This window comes from Bartonella doshiae NCTC 12862 = ATCC 700133 (genome assembly GCF_000278155.1).
In the GTDB taxonomy this organism is placed as follows: domain Bacteria; phylum Pseudomonadota; class Alphaproteobacteria; order Rhizobiales; family Rhizobiaceae; genus Bartonella; species Bartonella doshiae.
This window is the reverse complement of record NZ_JH725094.1, coordinates 617,841-639,691: the sequence shown is the minus strand read 5'-3', so window position 1 is coordinate 639,691 and position 21,851 is coordinate 617,841. Positions and strand designations below refer to the sequence as shown.

Genomic DNA, 21,851 nt, shown 5'->3' with positions numbered 1-21,851 from the left:
GTGATAGTGATTTTTAAAAATTATTTTATCATTTTAAGATAATTCAGTATAGGGATCTTTTATGGAAAGCTTTTGAAGGATTTCTCTTTCAAGCTCTTCCATTTGGTATGCTTCATCATCTGTTTCATGGTTATAACCAAGAAGGTGGAGAGCGCCATGGACAATCATATGCGTCAAATGATCTTGAAATAATTTTCCCTCTTGCTTTGCTTCAAGTGCAACAGTTTCTCGTGCAATGATGATATCACCAAGCATAGGTCCAGGAGGATCCCCAGCTTTAATAGGAAAAGCAGGAAAAGATAATACATTGGTGGGTTTATTTTTATTACGCCATTGCGCATTGATCTGTGCCATATGTTGATCATCTGTAAAAAGCAAGCTGACTTCACTTACAACATTTCCCAATGAAACATGATGCATTGTAGTTGTTAATGCTTTTTCGGTGAGAGTATAGAGCATTTTTTCATCATTCCACCCAGTGCTTTCCAGAGTTATATCAATAGTAATCATGACAAATAGAATTCATTCTTTTATGCGTCGCGAGAGGGAGGTATTTTTTTATTTTGTACACTAGAATCATAATCATAAGCACGAACAATCTCGGCAACAAGAGGATGGCGTATAACATCTTTTTCATCAAAATGAATAATTGCAATATTTTCTATGTTTGAAAGAATACGGATTGCTTCGATTAAACCCGATTTTTGTCCGGCAGGCAAATCAATTTGGCTTACATCACCAGTGACGATCATACGTGCTCCTTCTCCAAGACGTGTGAGGAACATTTTCATTTGCATAGGTGTGGTGTTTTGCGCTTCATCAAGAATGATAGCAGCATGGGGAAGTGTTCTCCCACGCATGAAAGCAAGAGGAGCAATTTCAATGACGCCAGAAGCTAAAATGCGCTCTACTTTTTCGACAGGCATCATATCATAGAGAGCGTCATAAAGTGGACGTAAATAGGGATCGACCTTTTCTTTAAGATCACCAGGAAGAAAGCCAAGATGTTCCCCAGCTTCAACGGCAGGACGTGAGAGGATAATTCGTTCAATGATACCACGCTCTAAGAGCATTGCAGCATGAGCAACAGCGAGATATGTTTTTCCTGTTCCTGCTGGCCCTATAGCAAAAACAAGTTCTGTAGATTCCATTGCACGTATGTAGACATTTTGTGTTGGAGTTCTGGCATGGATTGTTTTTTTATGAGTCTTCAATCGCGCTGGTATGTGTTTTGTTGTTAGGGTTTCTTGCTGTTCTTGTGGAAAAGTTGCCATGGCAATTGCGTCTTCTGTATCTGATAATGTTAGCTCTTGATGTGTTTTGGCTTGTTCATAAAGTTGTTGCAATACATATTGCGTGCGTTTTGTAGCAGCAGCGTTTCCATGAATAGAAACTTCATTCCCAAGTGGATGAATGTTAATGCCAAGTTTTTGTTCAATATAAGCAAGATTTTCATTAAATTTACCAAAAACTGTTTGTGCATATCGATTGTTTTCAAAAATTAAAACAACATGGTGAACATCTGCTACACTTGCTTTTCCTGAGACATCTGTGTATTCAGGGCAAGAACTTATTTTTTCTTTAATACGTTTTAATTTTGCGGTTGAAGCTTTCAACCTATTCTCCTCTATCCACTAAATGCTGAATATTTTTTCGAATAAACTTCATAAAAACAATCTATTTTTTATAAAAGCATGAACCTTAAATGTAATGACTTTCTTCAAAAATAAAAGAGTTCTATAAATTTTGTATTTTGAATAAGCGATGAGGGCGGTTATATATTTGCTGTTTCGCCAACAAAACTATTTGAGCTTACATTTTTAATGTGAATTGTCATCACGGTGCCTGTAGAGGCTTTTGTATCCACAACAACGGGTAAAAGCCAAGGCGAGCGCCCTATCATTTGCCCCGCGTAACGTCCAGCTTTTTCAATCAGAATATCGGTTGTTTCACCAACTTTAGAGCGTAAAAACGCTTGTTGCTGTTCAAGGAGAAGAATTTGTAAATGTTGAAGACGGGCATCTTTTACCGCTTCGTCAACATGATTTTTCATTGTTGCCCCAACAGTTCCTGGTCGAGGTGAATATTTGAAGGAATAGGCTGAACTGTACTTTACCTGTTGAATAAGTTTGATAGTGTCTTTAAAATCTTCGTCTGTTTCTCCTGGAAAACCTACAATAAAATCGCCTGAAAAAGCAATATCAGGCCGTGCGGTACGAATTTTTTCAATGAGATGAAGATAATGAATACTTTTGTGTTGACGGTTCATTGCTTTTAAGATTCTGTCCGAACCCGACTGGACAGGAAGATGTAAGTAAGGCATCAATATATCGAGATCTCGATGTGCAGCAATAAGACTATCATCCATATCACGTGGATGGCTAGTTGTGTAACGCAAGCGCTTTAAACCATCCAGTTTGGCAAGATGATGGAGAAGATCACCAAGACGCCAAGTTTTACCATGAGCATTTTGCCCGTGCCAAGCATTTACATTTTGTCCAAGGAGCGTAATTTCTTTGACTCCAGCTTCTATAAGTTGGCGCGCTTCTTCGGTGATTTGCTCGACAGAACGCGATATTTCGGCACCCCGTGTGTATGGAACAACACAAAAAGTGCAAAACTTATCGCAGCCTTCTTGTACTGTTAAAAATGCGCTAACACCCCTATTTCTTACGGCACGTTTATTGAGAGCCGGCAAATGAGCAAATTTATCTTCAACAGCATAGTCTGTTTCGACGATTTTTTTCCCCTGCTTGGCTTGTTCTAACAAGTCCGGCAAACGATGATACATTTGTGGACCAATGACGAGATCCACTGTTGGAGCACGGCGTAAGATTTCATTTCCCTCGGCCTGTGCAACACAACCGGTTACACCAATCATCAGGGGCTTGTCAGGTGCTCGTTCTTGACGCATCACGCGCAAACGACCAAGATCAGAATAGAGTTTTTCTGCTGCTTTTTCACGAATATGGCAGGTATTAACAAGAATAAGGTCAGCATCATTTGGTGTTTGTGTTGTAACATAACCTTGTGAATTTAGACTGTCAGTCATGCGTTGGCTGTCATAAACATTCATTTGACAGCCGTAGGTTTTGATAAAAACCTTTTTAGGTACAACAGGAGAGGTGTTTTTAGGGTTTGCTTTATTCATCATAGCGCATGTCTAAATGTTTTTTGCGTAAATCTCAATCTATTTGCTTAAAAGTTTTTTGCATAACGATTGCATCTGTGCGGCTGTTTTTCGATGGATAGTAGGCTAAGCGTTTAGCAATTTTTTGAAATTCAAAACGTTGATAAAGGCTTAAGGCAGAAAGATTTGTTTCTTCTACTTCTAGGAATAATTTTATAGCGCGTTGATGCTGAAGATGGAGAAGTATATTATCGATAAGCAAGGTACCAACTCCTTGTCGATGGTAATGAGGGTGGACAGCAATTGTAATAATTTCTGCTTCATCAAGAATGAGACGGCATAGACAAAAGCCTAGAATTTTATCAGGTTGAACAATGGGAGAGGCTTTATATCCGAAAATAGAGTGATCTGTTAAAAAATTATCAAAAACTTGTTTTTTCCAAGCATGAACAAAACAAAGTTTATGAATTTTATGAAGTAGAATACTATCATCAGCTTGTAGCGGAGCAATCCGAAAGTTTTCTTTTGTCAAGGAAAGTTTGGCCATTATTTTTTTCGTGGTAAGGCAAAACCGGTTTGTTGTTTTGCGTCAGCATTACGTAAATAGAGTGGACTAGGGTGGTCGTGTGTTTGTTTGCTGGCAGAAAGGTAAGCATAGCTTACAATATCAGCAGCTTCGCATAAGATTGGATCTAGGATGATTTTTTTGTTTATCTTATTATTATTTTCAATATGCAGAGCAATGATATTAGCTGCTGGACCGGTTAGTTTCGTTTGTTGCGGTAAATCTTCAATAATATTTTCAATTGTCTTTAAGCGAGGTGCACTTAAAGGTGAAAGATCTTTGTTGAAGTTTTGATGGTAGAACATACCTTTACCGGCTTCAATGACAACAGTGATTGCTGATGCTGTATTTTCATCAGTTGCTTGCGCTGCTAATGCTTCAAGCGCGCTTATACCAACAGCTGGTATTTCTAGCGCGAGTGCTAAAGCTCTTGCTGTTGAAACACCAACACGTACACCAGTAAATGATCCAGGCCCAATGTTGACAGCAATACGATGTACTTGATTAAGAGTAATGTTGGCTTGATCAGTGACTTGTGCAATGTATCCGATGAGTTTTTCAGCGTGTCCTTTGTTCATGCGTTCGCTAACGCGTGCAAGAACAGATCGATTATGAACGAGTGCAACAGCACAATAGATTGAAGCAGTGTCTATAGCAAGTATAAGCATAGGAATATTCTAGTTAAATAATGTAACAAACAAAAGTCTTAATGGATTTTGTATTTTATTGGTTCATTGATATTTTTAGAGTACATTTTTTAAAATGTTATATGATTTAAATCATTTAATTGTATCATGATAAGACTGCAAGCTCCCAGGATAAGTATGGAGCAGGTTGAAGCTGAAATAACGCGCCATCCTGCTTTTTTTAGTGAACGGATATCAACGCCTAATCCTAATGCTGCCATTGAAATAATAGTTAATACCTGGGCAATCAGCTTGATTGGGTATATAGCTGTTTCAGGAATAAGCTCGCTTGAACGGACAAGCATCATTATAATAAAACCTATGATAAACCATGGTACAAGAGTATGCCAACGCAAGCGTGTTTGGGCTGAACGATGATAGATAATGGACAGAGCAAATATAAGGGGACCTAACATTAAAACCCGAACCAATTTGACAACTGTTGCAATTTGGACACTCATAAAAGATACGGATGCAGTTGCCGCCAAAACTTGAGGAACAGCATAGACAACCATGCCAGCGAGTACTCCATATTGACTAAATGACAAGCTTAGAATCGGATGTAAAAAAGGTAGGAATAAAATAATAAGAATCCCCAAAAGAGCAGTAAAAGCGATTGATGCGGCTACCTCTTCATGTTTTGCTTTGATAGCAGGTGCGACGGCGACAATAGCTGAATTGCCACAAATAGCATTTCCACAGGCAACTAGCATTGCTAAATGCGAAGTAAGTCCGAAAAGTCGGCCAATAATAAAACTAAGGATAATAGTTATAAATATAACGAATATGATGCTAAAAAGTAAACTCCAGCCGGTTGAAAGAACTGCGTGAATGCTAATACTTGCTCCTAGAAGAACAATAGCAACTTCAAGAAGTGTTTTTGCACAAAAGGTTATGCCTTTTTGAAAATATGTTGGCAAAGCAAAACAACTACGGGTAATAGACCCTAAGAGAATTGCCAAAACAAGACTTTCAAGCCATGCTTCTACAAAAAGCTGTCTTTCTACGACTTCTAAGCCATAGGCTAAGGCTGATATAAGCAAACATACTAGGATACCAGGAAGAAAATCATTTAGAAGCGAAAGACTTTTTTTGATCATTTTAAATTTCCCCTGCATAAAAGATATTATAAGCAAAAAAAGAAAGCTTTAAAGGTTTGTTCTTGCTTGTAAGGCCGCTGCTAAAGTTCCATCATCAAGATAATCAAGTTCGCCTCCTATAGGAACTCCGTGGGCAAGTCGAGTAATTTTAACGGAAAAATTAGAAAGCTGATCAGTGATATAGTGAGCTGTTGTTTGCCCTTCCACGGTGGCATTAACAGCGAGAATAATTTCTGTAATTGGATTTTGTACAACGCGCTGTATTAAAGAGGCAATGTTAAGTTCATCAGGTCCCATCCCATCTAATGGTGAAAGCCGTCCACCTAAAACATGATAACGTGCTGCTAAAGTTCTTGCCCGTTCAAGAGCCCAGAGATCAGCAATATCTTCAACAACAATTATTGTTGTATCATCGCGGCGAGGATCTGTACAAATTGAACAAGGATCAGTTGTATCGACATTTCCACAGGTAGAACAAATGCAGACTTTGTCTACGGCTGTTTGTATTGCTGCTCCTAAGGGTTCCAGTAATGCTTCTTTTTTTTTAATAAGGTGTAGAGCTGCACGGCGAGCCGAACGTGGGCCGAGACCTGGGATTCGTGCTAAAAGCTGAATGAGACGTTCGATCTCAGGTCCTGAAACATGTTTAGACATACTCTTATTCCGAGGGATTAAGTAAAATTTGGTTCATTAAAACGGGAGTTTAAAACCCGGAGGGAGCGGTAATCCTGCTGTCATGTTTTGGGTTTTTGCTGTCATAGCCATTTCAATTTTTGTTTTGGCTTCATTGTAGGCTGCCATAATAAGATCTTCAAGGATTTCAGCTTCTTCAGGTTTAAGAAGTGAAGGATCAATTTTAATTGCCGTTATGATATTTTGGCCGTTTAATGTAATGCTAACGAGCCCACCACCAGCAATACCAATCTCTTGCAAATTAGCCATTTCTTCTTGAATTTTCTGCATTTTTGCTTGCATTTCTTTGGCTTTTTTCATCATATTCATCATATCGCGCATAGGAAAGGGGATCCTCATTCATCATTGATACTACCCTCATCTTTAATGGTATTGGGGAGTAAATCAAGATCATTTTCTTGTTTATTTAAACGAATATCGACAATTTTTGCTTCTGGAAAATGATTGAGAATTTTTACAATATCGGGATCTTCTTGTGCATGAGAAAAAAGGGTCTTTTGGACAGTGACACTTTCTTCTTGCAGAGTTGGTCCTCCTCCTTCTTTGACAAAGTTGATAGTCCAACGTTTCCCGGTCCATTGAGAGAGCGTTTTTTCTATAGTCCGAGCAAGTGAACGCGGAGCATTTTCAGCAAGTCTCAGAGTAATATGTCCTGGTTCAAAGGCAACAGGATGAACAAATTCCTTCACAAGCAGTTTAAAAGAGATTTCATTATGCTGTTCAGCGAGTTTAATAATATCGTGCAAAGAATTAATAACGATGTTTTTTTGCTCGGTGATTTCTTTTGCTGTTTGCATAGGAGAGTGTGATAAATTTGTATTTTTTTCGGAAAGAGTAGAAGAGTAAGGGGCTTCAAGAACTTCTGTTGTGCTAGAGGCGCTAATACTTTCAGGAGTTTGAGCTTTAAGTAAGCCTTCTGATTGTAAGGAGTGATCTAATTGATTTTCAAAGGATGTTTTGATGTCAGATTGGTTTGGTGACCTGTTTGAAACGTGTGAGGAAGAATGAGCATATGTCTCAGCTTCTTCTACTGTATTATTTTCGTGCTTGGATTCTTGATGAGAAGAATTTTGAACAATTGTGAGAGGTGCTTTTTCTTGCGTAAGCTTTTTTAAAGCCTCATCAAGAGTTGGTAGATCAGAAGCGTGTGTAAGGCGAATGAGCAACATTTCGGCCGCTTGAAGTGGACGTGTGGTTTGATTCACCTCCTGTAGACCTTTGAGTAACATTTGCCAATTTCGCGATAAGACGGGGATGGAGAGTTTTTGTGAAAAATCTAAACTTCTTAATCGTTCATCTTCGGTAAGTGAGAGATCTTCCGCTATCTTTGGTGTAAAACGTAAACGTGTGACCAGATGATTGAAATCAGCTAATTCTGTCAATATAGTAAGAGGATCAGCTCCAGCCTCATATTGACTTCGAAATTCATCCAATGCATCTATAATATTTCCTTTCATGATAAATTCAAAAAGATCAATAATACGTGCTTGATCTGCTAATCCTAGCATTGCGCGTACTGTAACGGCACTGACATTGCCATTACTATGGGCAATTGCTTGATCAAAAATAGAGAGTGCATCACGTACAGAACCTTCTGCGGCGCGGGCGATCATAGAAAGTGCTTGATCTTCTACTTCTACCTTTTCATGTTGTGCGATTTTTCGTAAATGCGTGCTCAAAGTCGTTGATTCGATACGCCGTAAGTCAAAACGCTGGCAACGTGATAGGATTGTAATAGGAACTTTGCGAATTTCTGTTGTAGCAAAGATGAATTTTACGTGTGGTGGTGGCTCCTCTAGTGTTTTTAATAAGCCATTAAATGCTTGTGTTGAGAGCATATGCACTTCATCAATAATGTATATTTTATAGCGTGCAGAAACGGGGCGGTAACGTATTTGCTCAATAATTTCACGGATATCATCAATCCCTGTGTGCGAAGCAGCATCCATTTCTATAACATCGATATGACGTCCTTCAATGATTTCCGTGCAATGTTCACCAATTGTATCCAATACAGTTGTTGGCTTATCAATATCTTTTGTTTTATAGTTGAGGGCGCGTGCAAGAATACGTGCTGTTGTTGTCTTTCCTACTCCCCGAATTCCCGTGAGCATCCATGCTTGTGCAATACGTCCTGTTTCAAAGGCATTCGTGAGAGTGCGCACCATAGCTTCTTGACCAATGAGGTCAGAAAAATTTTGAGGCCGATATTTACGAGCAAGAACACGATAGGCCGTTTCTCTCGGCATACTTTTCATTAATAATTCCAACTTTGAAACTCTTTTGCGTCGATCTTAGTAATACAGAAGTACAGACCAACATCATACTCTAATATAAAAGGATTTTTTCTCAATCAATTTATTTCTTTAAGAAATAAAATCATTTTCTTAAAAACAATAACAATCCCTTTACTTAATAATATGCAAAATCTTACTAAAAAACTGAAAGTGTGATGCTAAAAAACGACAAAAATATGTTTTATACAGCAAAATAGGAGGCTGGTACAATGACCCGTACCAGAACTCGTTAGGGCTGCTTCTTTCCAGACCTGACCCAGTTGGCAAGCAGTTCGTCCATCACCAACCTCCCAGGGTCATATTGTCTATTTAGAATGAAAAATCAAGCCAAGAAACGAGAAATATGAAAAGAATGATCGAAATTTTCCTTTTGAACTTAATTTTATGCTTCTTTTCATGAATACAATAGGGATGCAACAGTTTCATTGAAATAATATTTCTTTCATATTAATTTTCTAGATACAAAGTGTTTGCTTTGTTTAATGTAATAATTGGATTTAAAAAATGTTGATTAGAAAAGAATTATTGAAAGACGTAATTTTTCCTGATTATACGTCTTAGGTGATTTGATAGGACAAGCGATCAGCAATTTAAAATTAGGAAATTGTAGAAAATAGAGAAATTCTGAAAACCACTAGGTATTTCATACTCTCCTATTTTAAATGAGTGATAAATTTTTAACAGTTAGAGATAAAATGCAATTAGTCTCTTTTTGAGCGCTAGAAGGAAAGAGATTTGAAATTTAGTTAAGAGATAAGTATCAATATAACTAGAATAAAATTAGGAAGAAAAATGCTGATAGTTGTTGCAGCATTTCTAGAATATATTTGTTATTTGTGTAATTTTGTTCTCTTTGCGTGAGAGATGGAGTATTTGGCAAGAAAAATATTGTTTTATTGTGAAAATACTTTTGTTTATTAATATAAAATGCAAAACTGTTTAATGATAGGATTTCATAAAGCATCAGCGTATGTATGGAAAATCAGCTTTGGAAAAGATGAACACATTATGAATGCGGTAAATGCAAAAGCATATACAATATTGGGGATGGAGCAATAAAGGTTGTAGGTGAGTTTATTACTTTATAAGTGTGAAGAATTATTTTTGGGAATCTTACATGATAGATGTATAGGTCTTTTCAAGAAATGGTATTGGGAGTGAGTCAAGATATTCTTTTGAGGAAAAATTGTAAATAAGCAGCACAATGATACGATGAGACCATTAAAATGGGCGTATAGTGGTGTGAGTATAGTATTCACAGATCTAAGTTGCGGTTTTTAGAGCCAAGGTGCATTATAATCTTTATCTATTTGGTTATAAAAAGTAATAACTCTTATTGGAGGAATTACAATACGCTAAAAGGGCAGAATAAGCTTCATGAGATGAGCATGTATTAGTATTGAAATTATTATGAAACATAAAAAATCATAGAGTTTTACAGCTTGTTTTAAACAGTTAGAGGAAAAGCTGTGCGTTTTTGATAGAAGGTATTAGTAAAATGCAACAGTAATTTGCATTTTACTATTTGATGTGATTAGTCGTTTTGGAAAATAGCATGTTTTACACCAGATAAAAATTATCACATGTTACGCGCAAAGAACAAAAGAACAATTGCATTGAGAAACAATAGCAAAATATCTTATGCTTAACGTTCATCATTGCAACGCATGCTTTTAAGAGGGTAATAACTAATTCATTATTTTTGCAGCTTTGTACTAAGAGCACAATAAAATTATCTCTTCTTATCAGGAAAGGGCACATTCCCACGCCAATACAAGAAATACGATAAACAATCAACATGAAGAAAAAGCATAACGTACAAGATTACACAAAAACAAGAATACATATACTCCCGCTATTAGAGGTATTCTGTCTGCTAAATTGCCGACAAGATCTTATAACATACCAATGGAAGCACGCTTTTTTAGTAAGATCGAACTACTTTACAACACTAGTTCGACTGTTACTAATAAGACCTTCTCTTTGCGCGCGCTTACGAGCAAGTTTACGTGTACGACGGACAGCTTCAGCTTTCTCGCGCGCACGTTTCTCCGATGGCTTTTCATAATAGCCACGCATTTTCATTTCACGGAAGATGCCTTCACGCTGCATCTTTTTCTTCAGCGCGCGCAGCGCTTGATCAACATTATTATCACGAACGAGTACTTGCACTATTTATCCTGCTTTTTTTCAGTGTCATAAATGATAGGAAAAAACAAAATCCCATTTAGACGTATAGCCTAAAAGAGACATATACTAGAGAATCCATATCATATAAATAACATGTTTGTCTATATTGCTTTTTAAAAATTCTATTCTTTTTGTTATAAATAACCTTCTATTATTATGACGCGTTGATAGGTATAAGTTTATGAAAGACCTTGAATATCATTATTCTTATCAAGATGAATTTTCTCGGCAATAGGATGGTGCGGTAGGCCGGGCATAGTCATGACGTCTCCGCAAATGGCGACAATAAATCTTGCTCCTGTTAAGAGGCGAACTTCTCGTACAGGAATTTCAAAATCAACAGGAGCTCCATATTGAGTAGGATCAGAAGAAAAAGAGTAGGGTGTTTTTGCCATACAAATAGGGTATGCACCATAACCCTCCTTTTCCCAGCGTTCAAGCTGTTTGAGAATATGATCTGCAATGATAGCACCGCGTCCACCATAAATGTTTGTTATAATACAATTAATTTTTTGAATGAGTGAAAGATTGTCTTGGTACAAAAATTGAAAATGCGTACCTTTTTTTTCAGTCAAAGTAACAAGTTCTTGTGCAAGTTCTATGGCACCTTTTCCGCCTTGTTTCCAATGTTTACAGAGAATAGCTTTGTGCCCAGTTGTTCCAACTATTTTTTGTAATGTACTTATTTCAGCTTCACTATCGCTATCAAAATGATTGATAGCAACAACACAAGGAATACCGTAGAGTTCCATATTTTTAATGTGTCGTAAAAGATTTTCTGCACCCTTTTGTAAAGCGGCGACATTTTCAATTGTCAGATTATTTTTGTCTATGCCACCATTCATTTTTAATGCGCGAATTGTTGCGACAATTACTGTAGCATCTGGTACAATACCTGCTTGTCGACATTTAATATCGAAGAATTTTTCTGCTCCAAGATCGGCTCCAAATCCTGCTTCTGTAACAACATAATTGGCAAGCTTTAAAGCAGTTTTTGTTGCTATAACTGAATTACAGCCATGAGCAATGTTGGCAAAAGGTCCTCCATGAACAAGAACAGGGTTATTTTCGATTGTTTGTACAAGATTAGGTTGCATAGCGTCTTTGAGAAGAACAGCCATAGCACCTTCTGCATTAAGATCAGCAACTGTAACAGGTGTTTTATCATAACGATAGGCAACAATAATTTTTTTGAGTCTTTGAGTAAGGTTTTCTAGGTTTTCAGCGAGACAAAAAATAGCCATGATTTCCGATGCAACAGTAATATCAAAGCCTGTTTGACGTGGAAAACCATTGGTTACTCCACCTAATGAAATAACGATATCACGCAATGCACGGTCATTCATATCAAGGACTCGTTTCCAAATAATGCGGCGTGGATCAATATTCAGAGTGTTTCCCCAGTAGATATGGTTATCTATCATGGCAGCAAGAAGATTATGAGCAGCCGTAATGGCGTGAAAATCGCCTGTAAAATGTAAATTAAGGTCATCCATTGGTACAACTTGAGAATAACCGCCTCCAGCAGCACCACCTTTTATGCCAAAACAGGGGCCTAAGGATGGTTCCCTCAAGGCGGCTATAGTCTTTTTTCCAATAAAATTAAGTGCATCATTTAGCCCGATGGTTGTTGTTGTTTTTCCTTCTCCAGCAGGAGTGGGATTGATAGCAGTGACAAGAATAAGTTTCCCATCTGGGTTTTTGTTGAGCGATTTTATATATGCAGAGGAAATTTTTGCTTTATCATGCCCATAAGGAATGAGGTTTTCATGTGCAATACCAATTTTTTGCGCAATTTCTGTAATGTGTTGCTTTTGAGCAGAACGAGCAATTTCAATATCTGTTTTAGGCATAGGAAAAATTCTTTAAATTTAGCTTTTGTAAATATATTCTGTAATAAGGCAAAAGAATCTATAGTATGTAAAAATATGTTAAGATAGCATAAAGACCGATCACTTCCTGTGCAAGAGGAGATACTAAAAAGTGGGATAAGAATATTGCATTTTTTATTCTTCCCAACGGTTTATTGATGAGGTTTTTACATAGCGACTAAGAAAAGTGTTATGGACTCTGAGGGAAGGGGTTAATGGTGAAGATTTGCAGCATACTTTGTTTTGCATTTTAATGCTTGTGATGAGGAAAAAGAGATATTCAAAAATGCTTCTTTAGTGTTATGAAAACGCGTTAACTACCTTGTATTGCTAAAAGATTTCAAAAGAAGTCCCGATTCGCAATAAGAAGAAAAAAATATACTATCTGATAGCATGAAAAATCCACTACAGAATATAGCACAAGAAAAACCTTACCCTTTTAAAACTCCTTGAAAAAACGGAATTTTTATGATGGCGCACCCGAAGAGATTCGAACTCCTGACCCCCAGATTCGTAGTCTGGTGCTCTATCCAGCTGAGCTACGGGTGCGCATCTTTTAATTTTTATGTCATACGACAAGGGGTTCCTAATCGTTTCATCAAGGAATTGCAAGTGAAACTTAGTGGAAATACAAAATTTATCTCTTTATGTGTGGTACATTTTAAAAAAGGTTACAGTATATTTCCAGTTTCAGTTGGATTTTTGCATATTTCTTTTTTGTTTTAATGGTCTAAACCAAGATGGATGATAGTTAACTTGACGTTTTAATCCACGAAAGATAGTCAGAAAACAGTGAGATATGTTTTTGCGGTGGGGGTAAGTGCGCTACCAGAATATTACTGTTAAAGCTGTTTCAGATAAATTAATAGTAAGGGTAGATGTATGGGGTTTTCAAAAAAGATCTTTCGGCAGGTGTTTTTCATTGTCGTTGTCATAATTGCTTATTGGGCCGGAAAACAGAGTTCAAAACAATTAATTCCTATAGTAAATAGGACAGCATCGCATCATATTTCAAAGGCGCCAATAGAACATCCACCAACGAATGTTGTTGTTGATTTTGTAAAAGTACAAGATTTTTATGATAAGTTGAATGCTCTTGGGAGTGGGCGGGCATTCGCTGCGGTGGAGTTAACTCCTTTATCTTCAGGTATTGTTGACAAGATTTTTGTATCAGCGGGTGCCAAAGTGCAAGCGGGAGATGTAATTGCAACGCTTGATTCTAAAAAGGAAGAAATAGCGGTTGCAAAAGCAAAAATACAACGTGATAACAGTGCATTAACACTTTCACGTGTTCTTAAATTGCGCGCCAGCAATACAGCAACAGAAGTTCAAGAAATTACTGCACGCTTAGAATTGGATAATGCAAATTTAGTTTTGCGTAGTGCAGATTTAGATCTTGATCGGCGAACAATTCGTGCACAGATTAGTGGGATTGTGGGAATTTTACCGATTAATGAGGGTAATGCTGTAACCCCTAATACTATAATTGGTCGTATTGAGAATAGAGAACATATTTTGGTTGATACATGGGTTCCTGAACGATATGCGTTGCGAATTCATAAAGGGGATGAAGTAACAGTAACATTAACGGCACAGTCAGATAAAGTTTTTGTTGGTCGTATTTATGCGGTTGATAATGTTATAAATTCGGAAAGCCGGACACTTCATGTTCAAGTTGAAATCGAAAATGAAAAAGATACGCTTTTGTCTGGTATGTCTTTTTCTGTCGTATTTCAATTCTATGGTAACTCTTTCCCTGCTGTTAATCCTCTAGCCATTCAATGGAATAATAGAGAATCCTTTGTTTGGCGTGTAAGAAAGGGTAAAGCAGAATATATTCCAGTATCAATTATTAAGCATAAAGAAAATCAGGTGTTTGTGAAAGCATCTCTGGAAGATGGTGATCAAGTCGTTATCCAGGGAGTACAGATGTTGTATCCAGGAAGTAGGGTTATTTTTCATGGCTCAAATACCCAACTACAGCAATTACCAGGGGAAAATGGACGGGATATATAATGAGTCAAGAATTTAAGATGGAACAGCTTACGGTACAGCCGGAGCAAGGTGGTATAATTGCATTATTTATTAGGAGGCCAGTTTTCACCTTTGTTTTGAACGCTCTTATTGTGATTGCAGGTTTTGCAGCATGGATGAATGTTGATGTACGTGAATTGCCAAATGTAGATATTCCAGTAACGACAGTTACGACGATTTTTTCTGGCGCATCGGCAGAAACCATTGATCGTGAAGTTACAAAAATTATAGAAGATGCGGTATCACGCATTGCAGGAGTCAAAACGATATCATCAACGTCTTCTTTTGGGCGTTCTCGTGTACAGATTAAGTTCAATGTTGGTGTTGATTTGAATGTTGCTGCATCTGATATTCGTGAAGTTCTTTCTCGTATTGCGCGTTCTCTACCTAAAGATGCTGATCCTCCTCTCATAATTAAAGCGGATGCAGATGCATCTGCGATGATGTATATTGTTGTAACTTCGTCAACGATGAATATCGATGATTTAACAACGATTGTAGATGATCAAATTATTGATGCGCTTTCTTCTGTTGATGGTATTGGTGATGTGCAAGTTGATAGTGCGCGTACGAAGATTTTTCAAATTGATATTGATCAAGCAAAACTCGCTAGTTATGGATTAACAGTAGCAGATATTTCTCGTGTTCTTTCTGATATGACTACCGATGCACCTGTGGGATCATTACGCAATTCCAAACAGGCTTTAGTTGTACGTGCAACTGCACGTTTGACAACACCAGAAGCTTTTGAACAAGTGAGGATAAAGCCTCATGTACGCGTTGGTGATGTGGCAAATGTTTCCTTTTCGCCTGATATAGAAAAGGTTATTCTTCGCATCAATGGAGAGACAGGGATCGGGTTAGGAATTGTACGCAAAGCACAATCTAACAGTCTTAATATTTCTACAGGTGTTAGAGAGGTTCTGAATCATCTTAAAACCGTTCTTCCTTCTTCTGTAAATGTGCAGATTATTAATGATGATGCGATCTTTATTAAAAGTGCTCTTCATGAAGTTGAGGTTGCACTATTTATTGCTATACTAAGTGTTATTCTTGTTATTTTTCTTTTTTTGAAAGATATTCGTGTAACGTTTGTTCCTATTTTGTCTATTCCAATCGCTTTGATCGGAACAATTGCGGCGATTTATCTTATAGGATTTTCATTGAATATTTTCACGTTTTTAGGGCTTGTTTTAGCAACGGGACTTGTCGTGGATGATGCAATTGTCGTACTTGAAAATATTGTTCGTTGGCGAAATATGGGATTAGGTATACGGTCTGCGGCGGTTTTAGGAACGCGAGAAGTGTTTTTTGCTGTTGTAGCAACGACATTGACATTGGTAGCTGTTTTTGTGCCAATTTCTTTTCTTCCTGGACAAGTTGGTGGGCTTTTTAGAGAATTTGGGTTTGTTTTAGCAATTTCTGTCCTACTTTCTGCCATTGTTGCTTTAACGCTTTGTCCTATGCTTGCTTCTCGTTTTTTAAAAGAACGGATTGAAAGGAATAGAGAAGAGAGACATCGTTTTGTTGTTTTGTATAAATTAGGAGCATTCTTCAGTGAAAATTATGCTTATTATTTACATAAATGTTTAGAACGTCCTTGGACTGTTGTTTTTGCTTCGCTTGTTTTTTTTGCGTTCTGTACTGGGGGCTTTATGAAATTGCAACAAGAACTAACACCAGAAGAAGATAGAGGGGTTGTTCTTTTGGTGATTAATGGGCCACAGGGAATTTCAACACAATATCTAAATGAACAAGTTGAGCAAATTACAGCAAGCTTAAAACCGTTTTATGATTCTGGTGAAGTTGCTAACAGTTATTCTATTGCAGGAATTGGTGGTTCACCTAATACAGCTTTTTTGGTTTTATTATTTTCTCCTTGGAATAAGCGCGCGCGTAGCCAACAAGAAATTGCAAAAGATATTAATGCAAAGCTTAAATCATTTCCGGCAGTGTTTGTATTTCTTGCACAAGGTAATTCTTTAGGAACTTCAGGAACTGGACAAGGATTACAATTTGCAATTCTTGGAAACAATTATACAAAGTTACAGTCAATTGCAGATAAGATTGTTAATGTTTTGCAAACGGATTCACGGTTTATTCGTCCACGACTTTCTGTTGATGCTACACAACCGCAATTTTTTATTAAAATTAATAGAGAAAAAGCCTCTGATTTAGGGATTAGTATCACGAACGTCAGTGATGTATTACAAACAGTATTGGATGGAAAAAAAATAGGTTTCATTCATGTCGATGATCATTCTTATGAAGTGAAGCTTACATCGCGTAAGGATGCTATCAACAATCCCACTGATTTGGAAAATATTTTTTTAAGAACAAAAGAAAATAAATATGTTCCTTTATCTGTTATTGCAGATTTGCATGAAAAAGCGATTGCACCTCAATTAAAAAGGGAAGAACGCATGAATGCTGCTGTTTTAAGCACAAATTTTTCTCCAGATCTTACTTTAGGAAAAGCTTATAAGATTGTGCAAGAAGTTGCGTCTCCTCTCCTGTCGGAAGGAAATTATATTGTTCCTTTGGGAGAAGCTGCGACGCTCAATGAAACAAATTCCAATTTTATAGTTGTTTTTGGAATTGCCCTTATTGTTATTCTGTTAGTTCTGGCAGCGCAATTTGAAAGTTTTATTTCAGGTTTTATTATCATGGCAACTGTCCCTTTAGGGCTTGGTTGCGCGGTAATTGCAATGCTTTTAAGTGGTGTTAGCCTTAATATTTATAGTCAAATTGGTTTAATTCTATTAATTGGCATTATGGCTAAAAATGGTATTCTTATTGTTGAATTTGCTGATCAGTTGCGTGATCAAGGGAAAGGCATACGTGAAGCTATAGAAGAAGCGGCTAATATTCGTCTTCGTCCGGTTTGTATGACGATGATTTGTGCTATTTTAGGAGGACTTCCTTTGGTTTTAGCAAAAGGTGCTGGTGCAGAAGCCCGTATAGCCTTAGGTTGGGTTATTGTCGGCGGTTTAGGGTTGGCAACACTCGTTACTCTCTATGTAACACCTGTTGTTTATCTTTTACTTGGACGTTTTATAACATCAAAAGCAGAAGAAAATTTACGTTTAGCAAAAGAATTAAGCCAAGTCAGATGATCTATCTGGTAGCGGAGTTTTACAGTTTTTTGACCTTTGTTTTAAAAATGTCGTTTTCAAATTTTACCTTTTAACTTTTGCAGTGTTTCATTTTGTATGTGCTCGGTAAAAATTGATTGGAATAAAGAAGTAACTCACTGTTTTTTTATTTTTTGCATAGATTTTATTGTCAATAACCGTGTGAGATAAAGATCATGGTAGATAGTTTGTCCATTCGAAACGAAAAAGCCTTTGAGGGAGCTTTGAAAGCTTTAAGGAGACATGCCACAAAGGATAGAGTCTATGATATTCGTCGGCATTTTGCAGAAGATAAGCAGCGTTTTTCCCATTTTTCTTTAAGGCTTGATGATCTCCTTTTTGATTTTTCGAAATGTGGCGTAACATTTAAAACGTTGCAACTCCTAGATGACTTAGCTGTTGCAGCAGATGTGTTAGGCAGACGTGAGGCAATGTTTTCGGGTAAGGCCATTAATATAACAGAAAAGCGTTCAGTTCTTCATATTGCATTACGTTTAGCTGCTGACGAAGTTTTCATGTTGGGTGATCATGATCTTGTTAGGGATATTCAAGATGTTCTTAACGATATGGAAAGATTTTCTGAAATGGTCCGCAATGGTAGCTATAAGGGCAGCAGTGGTAAGAGAATTATCGATATTGTGAATATTGGCATTGGTGGTTCTGATCTTGGACCAGCAATGGTTACAAGTGCTTTAAAGCCTTATCATGATGGTCCACAATGTCATTTTGTTTCTAATGCTGATAGTGCAGATATTTCTGATACTCTGTCTGTTTTGAGTCCGGCAACAACACTTTTTGTCATTGCTTCTAAAACTTTTACAACGGCTGAAACAATGGCCAATGCGCACATTGCACGCCAATGGATTCTTGCGCATTTAGGGGAAAAGGCTGTTTGTAGGCATTTTGTTGCTGTTTCGAGTGCGCTTGATAAAGTAGCAGAATTTGGCATAGATTCTTCAAGAATTTTTCGCTTTTGGGATTGGGTTGGAGGACGCTATTCGATTTGGTCAGCTATTGGTCTTGTTGTTATGTTGGCGATAGGGGGACGAAATTTTCGCCAATTTCTTGATGGTGCTCGGCAGATGGACCAACATTTTAAAACTGCGCCTTTGTATGAAAATATTCCTATTCGATTTGCCCTTTTAGGATTTTGGCATCGTGTTATTTGTGGTTATGCATCGCGCGCTATCATTCCTTATGCACAACGTTTAGCGCGCTTTCCGGCTTATTTACAACAGCTTGATATGGAATCCAATGGTAAGCAAGTTTCTTTGAATGGAAAACCATTAACTTTTTCAAGTGGTCCGATTGTTTGGGGTGATTCAGGAACAAATAGTCAACATGCTTTTTTTCAACTTCTGCATCAAGGAACAGACGTTATTCCAGTAGAGTTTATTTTATTTATAAAAGGGCATGAACAAAATTTACGTTCTATGTATGATATGTTGGTAGCAAATTGTTTGGCACAGTCAAAAGCTCTTATGAAGGGACGTAGTATTGAAGATGCTCGACATATTCTTGTGAAGAGTGGTATTGATGAGCGTGAAGTAGATCATTTAGCGCTTCATAAAAGTTTTGGGGGAAATCGTCCTAGTATTACACTCGTTCAGGATTTATTAACTCCTTTTACTCTCGGTCGTCTTATTGCACTTTATGAGCATCGTATTTTTGTTGAAGGTACTTTGATGAATATTAATTCATTTGATCAATGGGGCGTTGAACTTGGTAAAGAATTAGCAGATGAATTACTATGTATTATTCGTGGAGACAACGAAACGGGTAATCGTGATAGTTCTACCTTAGGGCTTTTAGCACATATTGATGCACGGCGCATGGAGTAGAGATATTATGAAGTATCCACTTTAGTTGATACTTTGGCGGAGAGAGAGGGATTTGAACCCCCGATAGAGTTACCCCTATGCCGCATTTCGAGTGCGGTGCTTTCAACCACTCAGCCATCTCTCCATATGAAAGTACCATAAAATTTTTGCATGACTTGAGCATATAGCGGGTAGATAATCTTCAATTACTTTTAGTACAACCCTTTTTTGCTTTTTTTTGAGATTTTATTGACAGAGGACGGAAATTCCGTCATATAAGCTAAGAATAGAAGCGTGGAGCAATCTGCGCATATTTTTGTTTGAGAAGGTGTTTTCTATCCTTCTTTTAATTTGTGACGACTGATAAAAAGCAGCCTATTTTCTCTTATTGGTAAGATGGAGATTAAATAAGAGCTGGATTGAACGAAAGGGTAAAGAATGTTCGCAGTCATTAAAACTGGTGGTAAGCAGTACCGCGTTGTTGCTAACCAAGTTGTGAAAATTGAAAAAATTATTGGAAATGCTGGTGATATTGTTGAATTCAATGACGTATTGATGGTTGGGCAAGAAGAAAATGCAATTGTTGGTACGCCTGTCGTTGCTGGTGCTTTGGTTACTGCTGAGATTGTGGAGCAGGCACGTGCGCGTAAGGTTATCGCATTTAAGAAGCGCCGTCGTCAAAATTCAAAACGCACACGTGGTCATCGTCAAGAAGTGACAGTACTTCGCATTTTAGAAGTTTTAACGGGTGGTTTAAAACCTAAAAAAGCAGCTACAAAGTCGAATGAAAAGGATGTGGCTGTATTAAAAGAAACAAAAGCTGCTGTTTCTGTTCAGAAAACGGCCAAAAAAACTGCTGAAAAAAAGGCTACATCACAGAAGAAAGCGGCTGAAGCGTCAAATAGTAAAGAAGATTAAAGGAGAGAACGTCCATGGCACATAAAAAAGCTGGTGGTTCCTCGCGTAATGGTCGCGATTCAGAATCAAAACGTCTTGGCGTTAAGAAATTTGGTGGTGAAGCTGTTATTGCTGGAAATATTATTGTTCGCCAGCGTGGTACGCGTTGGCACCCGGGCGACAATGTCGGTATCGGGAAAGATCATACTCTTTTTGCGTTATCAGATGGGAAGGTTTCTTTTTGTAAGAAAGCAAGTAACCGTTCATATGTCTCAGTTATTTCTATGGTAGAGGCAGTGAAGTAATTTTTAATATTCTTATGCCAAGATATCTGAGTTCATAGAGCTTTGATCATAAAATTCTTAGTATTAAAAGGGAAAGATGGAATGCCATCTTTCCCTTTTTTCATAAGTGGTATTATACATTGTGGATTAAGTGTAAGGGGATTATGCGGAAAAGGAAAAAGGCTAGTTGGTGGATTGTTATTCCTCAAATAACTAAGAAATTGATGTAATGTTTTATGTATGCTGAAGAGAGTAATGTAATGATGGAATGTGCCGATAATTTAATGTATAATAACAAGGGTAGGTTGTTCTCTTCTAATACGCGAGAAGGAACCAGCAAATTTGTTTTCGGCAGATTATAAGAAAATTTAATAAGGGTTTTTGCGGTTGTTTTAGTGGGGATATCTAGGCATATTTGGTATTCATAGCAGTCGTATATGCTTTTATTGCTAATGTGTATTAATTGAGATAACTTTTGAAAAGAGAAGCGATGTGTAAATGGGGATGCAAAAGTATTGATAAGATGCGCTTTAAGAGTGCTATGCATTGAAGGGCTATTCAGTAAACCTAGAGTGAAGTTATGCTATGAAGGGGACTTAGTTTGAAGATATTGATTTTAAGATATTGAAATAACCGGTGTGCAATCAGCTTCTTTAGAAGTATTTTTCTAAATTAGTTATTTTGAGTGTTAAAATTTACCGACGTGTGAGCAAAAGTTGATTTAAAGCAAGGTCTTTACATTCTGTAACTTTAGTTGTCTTGCTCGTAGAAACACCTGGAAATTAAGATCATTTATGGAGCTTTTTTAGCTATTTGAAGAATTGTTTTTTCTATACATATTTTAGAGCGTGTGGACATAGAGCTTAAAGAGCATTGTGTGATTGCAATATTTATTTAGGAGAAGAAATTCTTCAAGTGTGATTAAGGATTGTCTTTAAGATTTTGTGTTGTACCTCCTTTAGCTGTATAGAATTTTAAGGAAGGAAGAAGCATGTAACGTCTGTAGTCATTTAATGAATCAGAGACGGATAAAAGCGAGTTGTTGCTTGGGAGCTCTAGGTTTCAAAATATCCATCTTAAGTTACAGAGTATTTGAATATTTTACTTTCTATCTGAGGAATAATGACGAGTGAATATTTTGAGATAATGA

General features: G+C 37.2%; 16 protein-coding genes, 2 tRNA genes and 1 other RNA gene. 5 read left to right on the top strand and 14 right to left on the bottom strand.

The window, feature by feature from the left end; genetic code table 11:
* Window positions 1–33: 33 nt before the first annotated feature.
* The 13 genes from ybeY to MCS_RS02725 form a co-directional block, all read right to left on the bottom strand.
* A complete protein-coding gene (gene ybeY / locus MCS_RS02780; RefSeq protein ID WP_004855433.1) occupies window positions 34–510 on the bottom strand; it encodes an rRNA maturation RNase YbeY in 477 nt (158 codons plus the stop codon).
* A 20-nt stretch (window positions 511–530) separates the two neighbouring features.
* Window positions 531–1,616 carry a PhoH family protein gene (locus tag MCS_RS02775; protein WP_004855431.1) on the bottom strand — a complete coding sequence of 362 codons (1,086 nt, stop codon included), beginning with the start codon at window positions 1,614–1,616 and terminating at the stop codon, window positions 531–533.
* A 158-nt stretch (window positions 1,617–1,774) separates the two neighbouring features.
* Entirely contained in the window at window positions 1,775–3,151 is a 1,377-nt protein-coding gene (gene miaB, locus MCS_RS02770; RefSeq protein ID WP_024864173.1) for a tRNA (N6-isopentenyl adenosine(37)-C2)-methylthiotransferase MiaB, read from the bottom strand.
* Window positions 3,152–3,185: 34 nt separating this feature from the next.
* Window positions 3,186–3,677 carry a ribosomal protein S18-alanine N-acetyltransferase gene (rimI, locus tag MCS_RS02765; protein ID WP_004855426.1) on the bottom strand — a complete coding sequence of 164 codons (492 nt, stop codon included), beginning with the start codon at window positions 3,675–3,677 and terminating at the stop codon, window positions 3,186–3,188.
* Entirely contained in the window at window positions 3,677–4,363 is a 687-nt protein-coding gene (gene tsaB / locus MCS_RS02760; RefSeq protein WP_004855424.1) for a tRNA (adenosine(37)-N6)-threonylcarbamoyltransferase complex dimerization subunit type 1 TsaB, read from the bottom strand. Before tsaB ends, rimI begins: the two co-directional genes overlap by 1 nt.
* Before the next feature lie 89 nt (window positions 4,364–4,452).
* Complete coding sequence (locus tag MCS_RS02755; RefSeq protein ID WP_004855420.1) at window positions 4,453–5,481, bottom strand: YeiH family protein; 1,029 nt, start codon at window positions 5,479–5,481, stop codon at window positions 4,453–4,455.
* Window positions 5,482–5,529: 48 nt separating this feature from the next.
* Window positions 5,530–6,135, bottom strand: a complete 606-nt coding sequence (gene recR / locus MCS_RS02750; RefSeq protein WP_004855417.1) for a recombination mediator RecR — start codon at window positions 6,133–6,135, stop codon at window positions 5,530–5,532.
* A gap of 36 nt (window positions 6,136–6,171) precedes the next feature.
* On the bottom strand, window positions 6,172–6,495 hold the full coding sequence (locus MCS_RS02745) for a YbaB/EbfC family nucleoid-associated protein (RefSeq protein WP_004855414.1): 324 nt from the start codon (window positions 6,493–6,495) through the stop codon (window positions 6,172–6,174).
* Between the two features lie 14 nt (window positions 6,496–6,509).
* Window positions 6,510–8,432: a DNA polymerase III subunit gamma/tau gene (locus MCS_RS02740; RefSeq protein WP_004855411.1), complete on the bottom strand. Its 1,923-nt coding sequence runs from the start codon at window positions 8,430–8,432 to the stop codon at window positions 6,510–6,512.
* Window positions 8,433–8,664: 232 nt separating this feature from the next.
* Window positions 8,665–8,762, bottom strand: an RNA gene (gene ffs, locus MCS_RS08050) — signal recognition particle sRNA small type.
* A 1,647-nt stretch (window positions 8,763–10,409) separates the two neighbouring features.
* Complete coding sequence (gene rpsU, locus MCS_RS02735) at window positions 10,410–10,643, bottom strand: 30S ribosomal protein S21 (protein ID WP_004855408.1); 234 nt, start codon at window positions 10,641–10,643, stop codon at window positions 10,410–10,412.
* Window positions 10,644–10,840: 197 nt separating this feature from the next.
* The gene (locus tag MCS_RS02730) at window positions 10,841–12,514 is read right to left on the bottom strand and encodes a formate--tetrahydrofolate ligase (RefSeq protein WP_004855406.1); all 1,674 of its coding nucleotides are present in this window, start codon (window positions 12,512–12,514) and stop codon (window positions 10,841–10,843) included.
* 490 nt (window positions 12,515–13,004) lie between these two features.
* Window positions 13,005–13,081: transfer RNA gene (locus MCS_RS02725), tRNA-Arg, on the bottom strand.
* A gap of 333 nt (window positions 13,082–13,414) precedes the next feature.
* Between MCS_RS02725 and MCS_RS02715 the strand changes: the two genes are divergently transcribed.
* The 3 genes from MCS_RS02715 (at window position 13,415) to pgi (ending at window position 19,541) form a co-directional block, all read left to right on the top strand.
* Window positions 13,415–14,548 carry an efflux RND transporter periplasmic adaptor subunit gene (locus tag MCS_RS02715; RefSeq protein ID WP_004855403.1) on the top strand — a complete coding sequence of 378 codons (1,134 nt, stop codon included), beginning with the start codon at window positions 13,415–13,417 and terminating at the stop codon, window positions 14,546–14,548.
* Entirely contained in the window at window positions 14,548–17,682 is a 3,135-nt protein-coding gene (locus MCS_RS02710) for an efflux RND transporter permease subunit (protein ID WP_004855401.1), read from the top strand. The genes MCS_RS02715 and MCS_RS02710 overlap by 1 nt, the downstream gene beginning before the upstream one ends.
* A gap of 194 nt (window positions 17,683–17,876) precedes the next feature.
* Window positions 17,877–19,541, top strand: coding sequence for a glucose-6-phosphate isomerase (gene pgi, locus MCS_RS02705; RefSeq protein ID WP_004855398.1), 1,665 nt, complete (start codon window positions 17,877–17,879; stop codon window positions 19,539–19,541).
* A gap of 34 nt (window positions 19,542–19,575) precedes the next feature.
* Here pgi and MCS_RS02700 read toward each other — a convergent pair.
* A tRNA-Ser gene (locus MCS_RS02700) sits at window positions 19,576–19,665 on the bottom strand.
* A gap of 293 nt (window positions 19,666–19,958) precedes the next feature.
* Between MCS_RS02700 and rplU the strand changes: the two genes are divergently transcribed.
* Both rplU and rpmA read left to right on the top strand, forming a co-directional pair.
* Window positions 19,959–20,438, top strand: coding sequence for a 50S ribosomal protein L21 (gene rplU / locus MCS_RS02695; RefSeq protein WP_004855397.1), 480 nt, complete (start codon window positions 19,959–19,961; stop codon window positions 20,436–20,438).
* A 14-nt stretch (window positions 20,439–20,452) separates the two neighbouring features.
* Complete coding sequence (gene rpmA, locus MCS_RS02690) at window positions 20,453–20,722, top strand: 50S ribosomal protein L27 (RefSeq protein WP_004855393.1); 270 nt, start codon at window positions 20,453–20,455, stop codon at window positions 20,720–20,722.
* Window positions 20,723–21,851 lie beyond the last annotated feature (1,129 nt).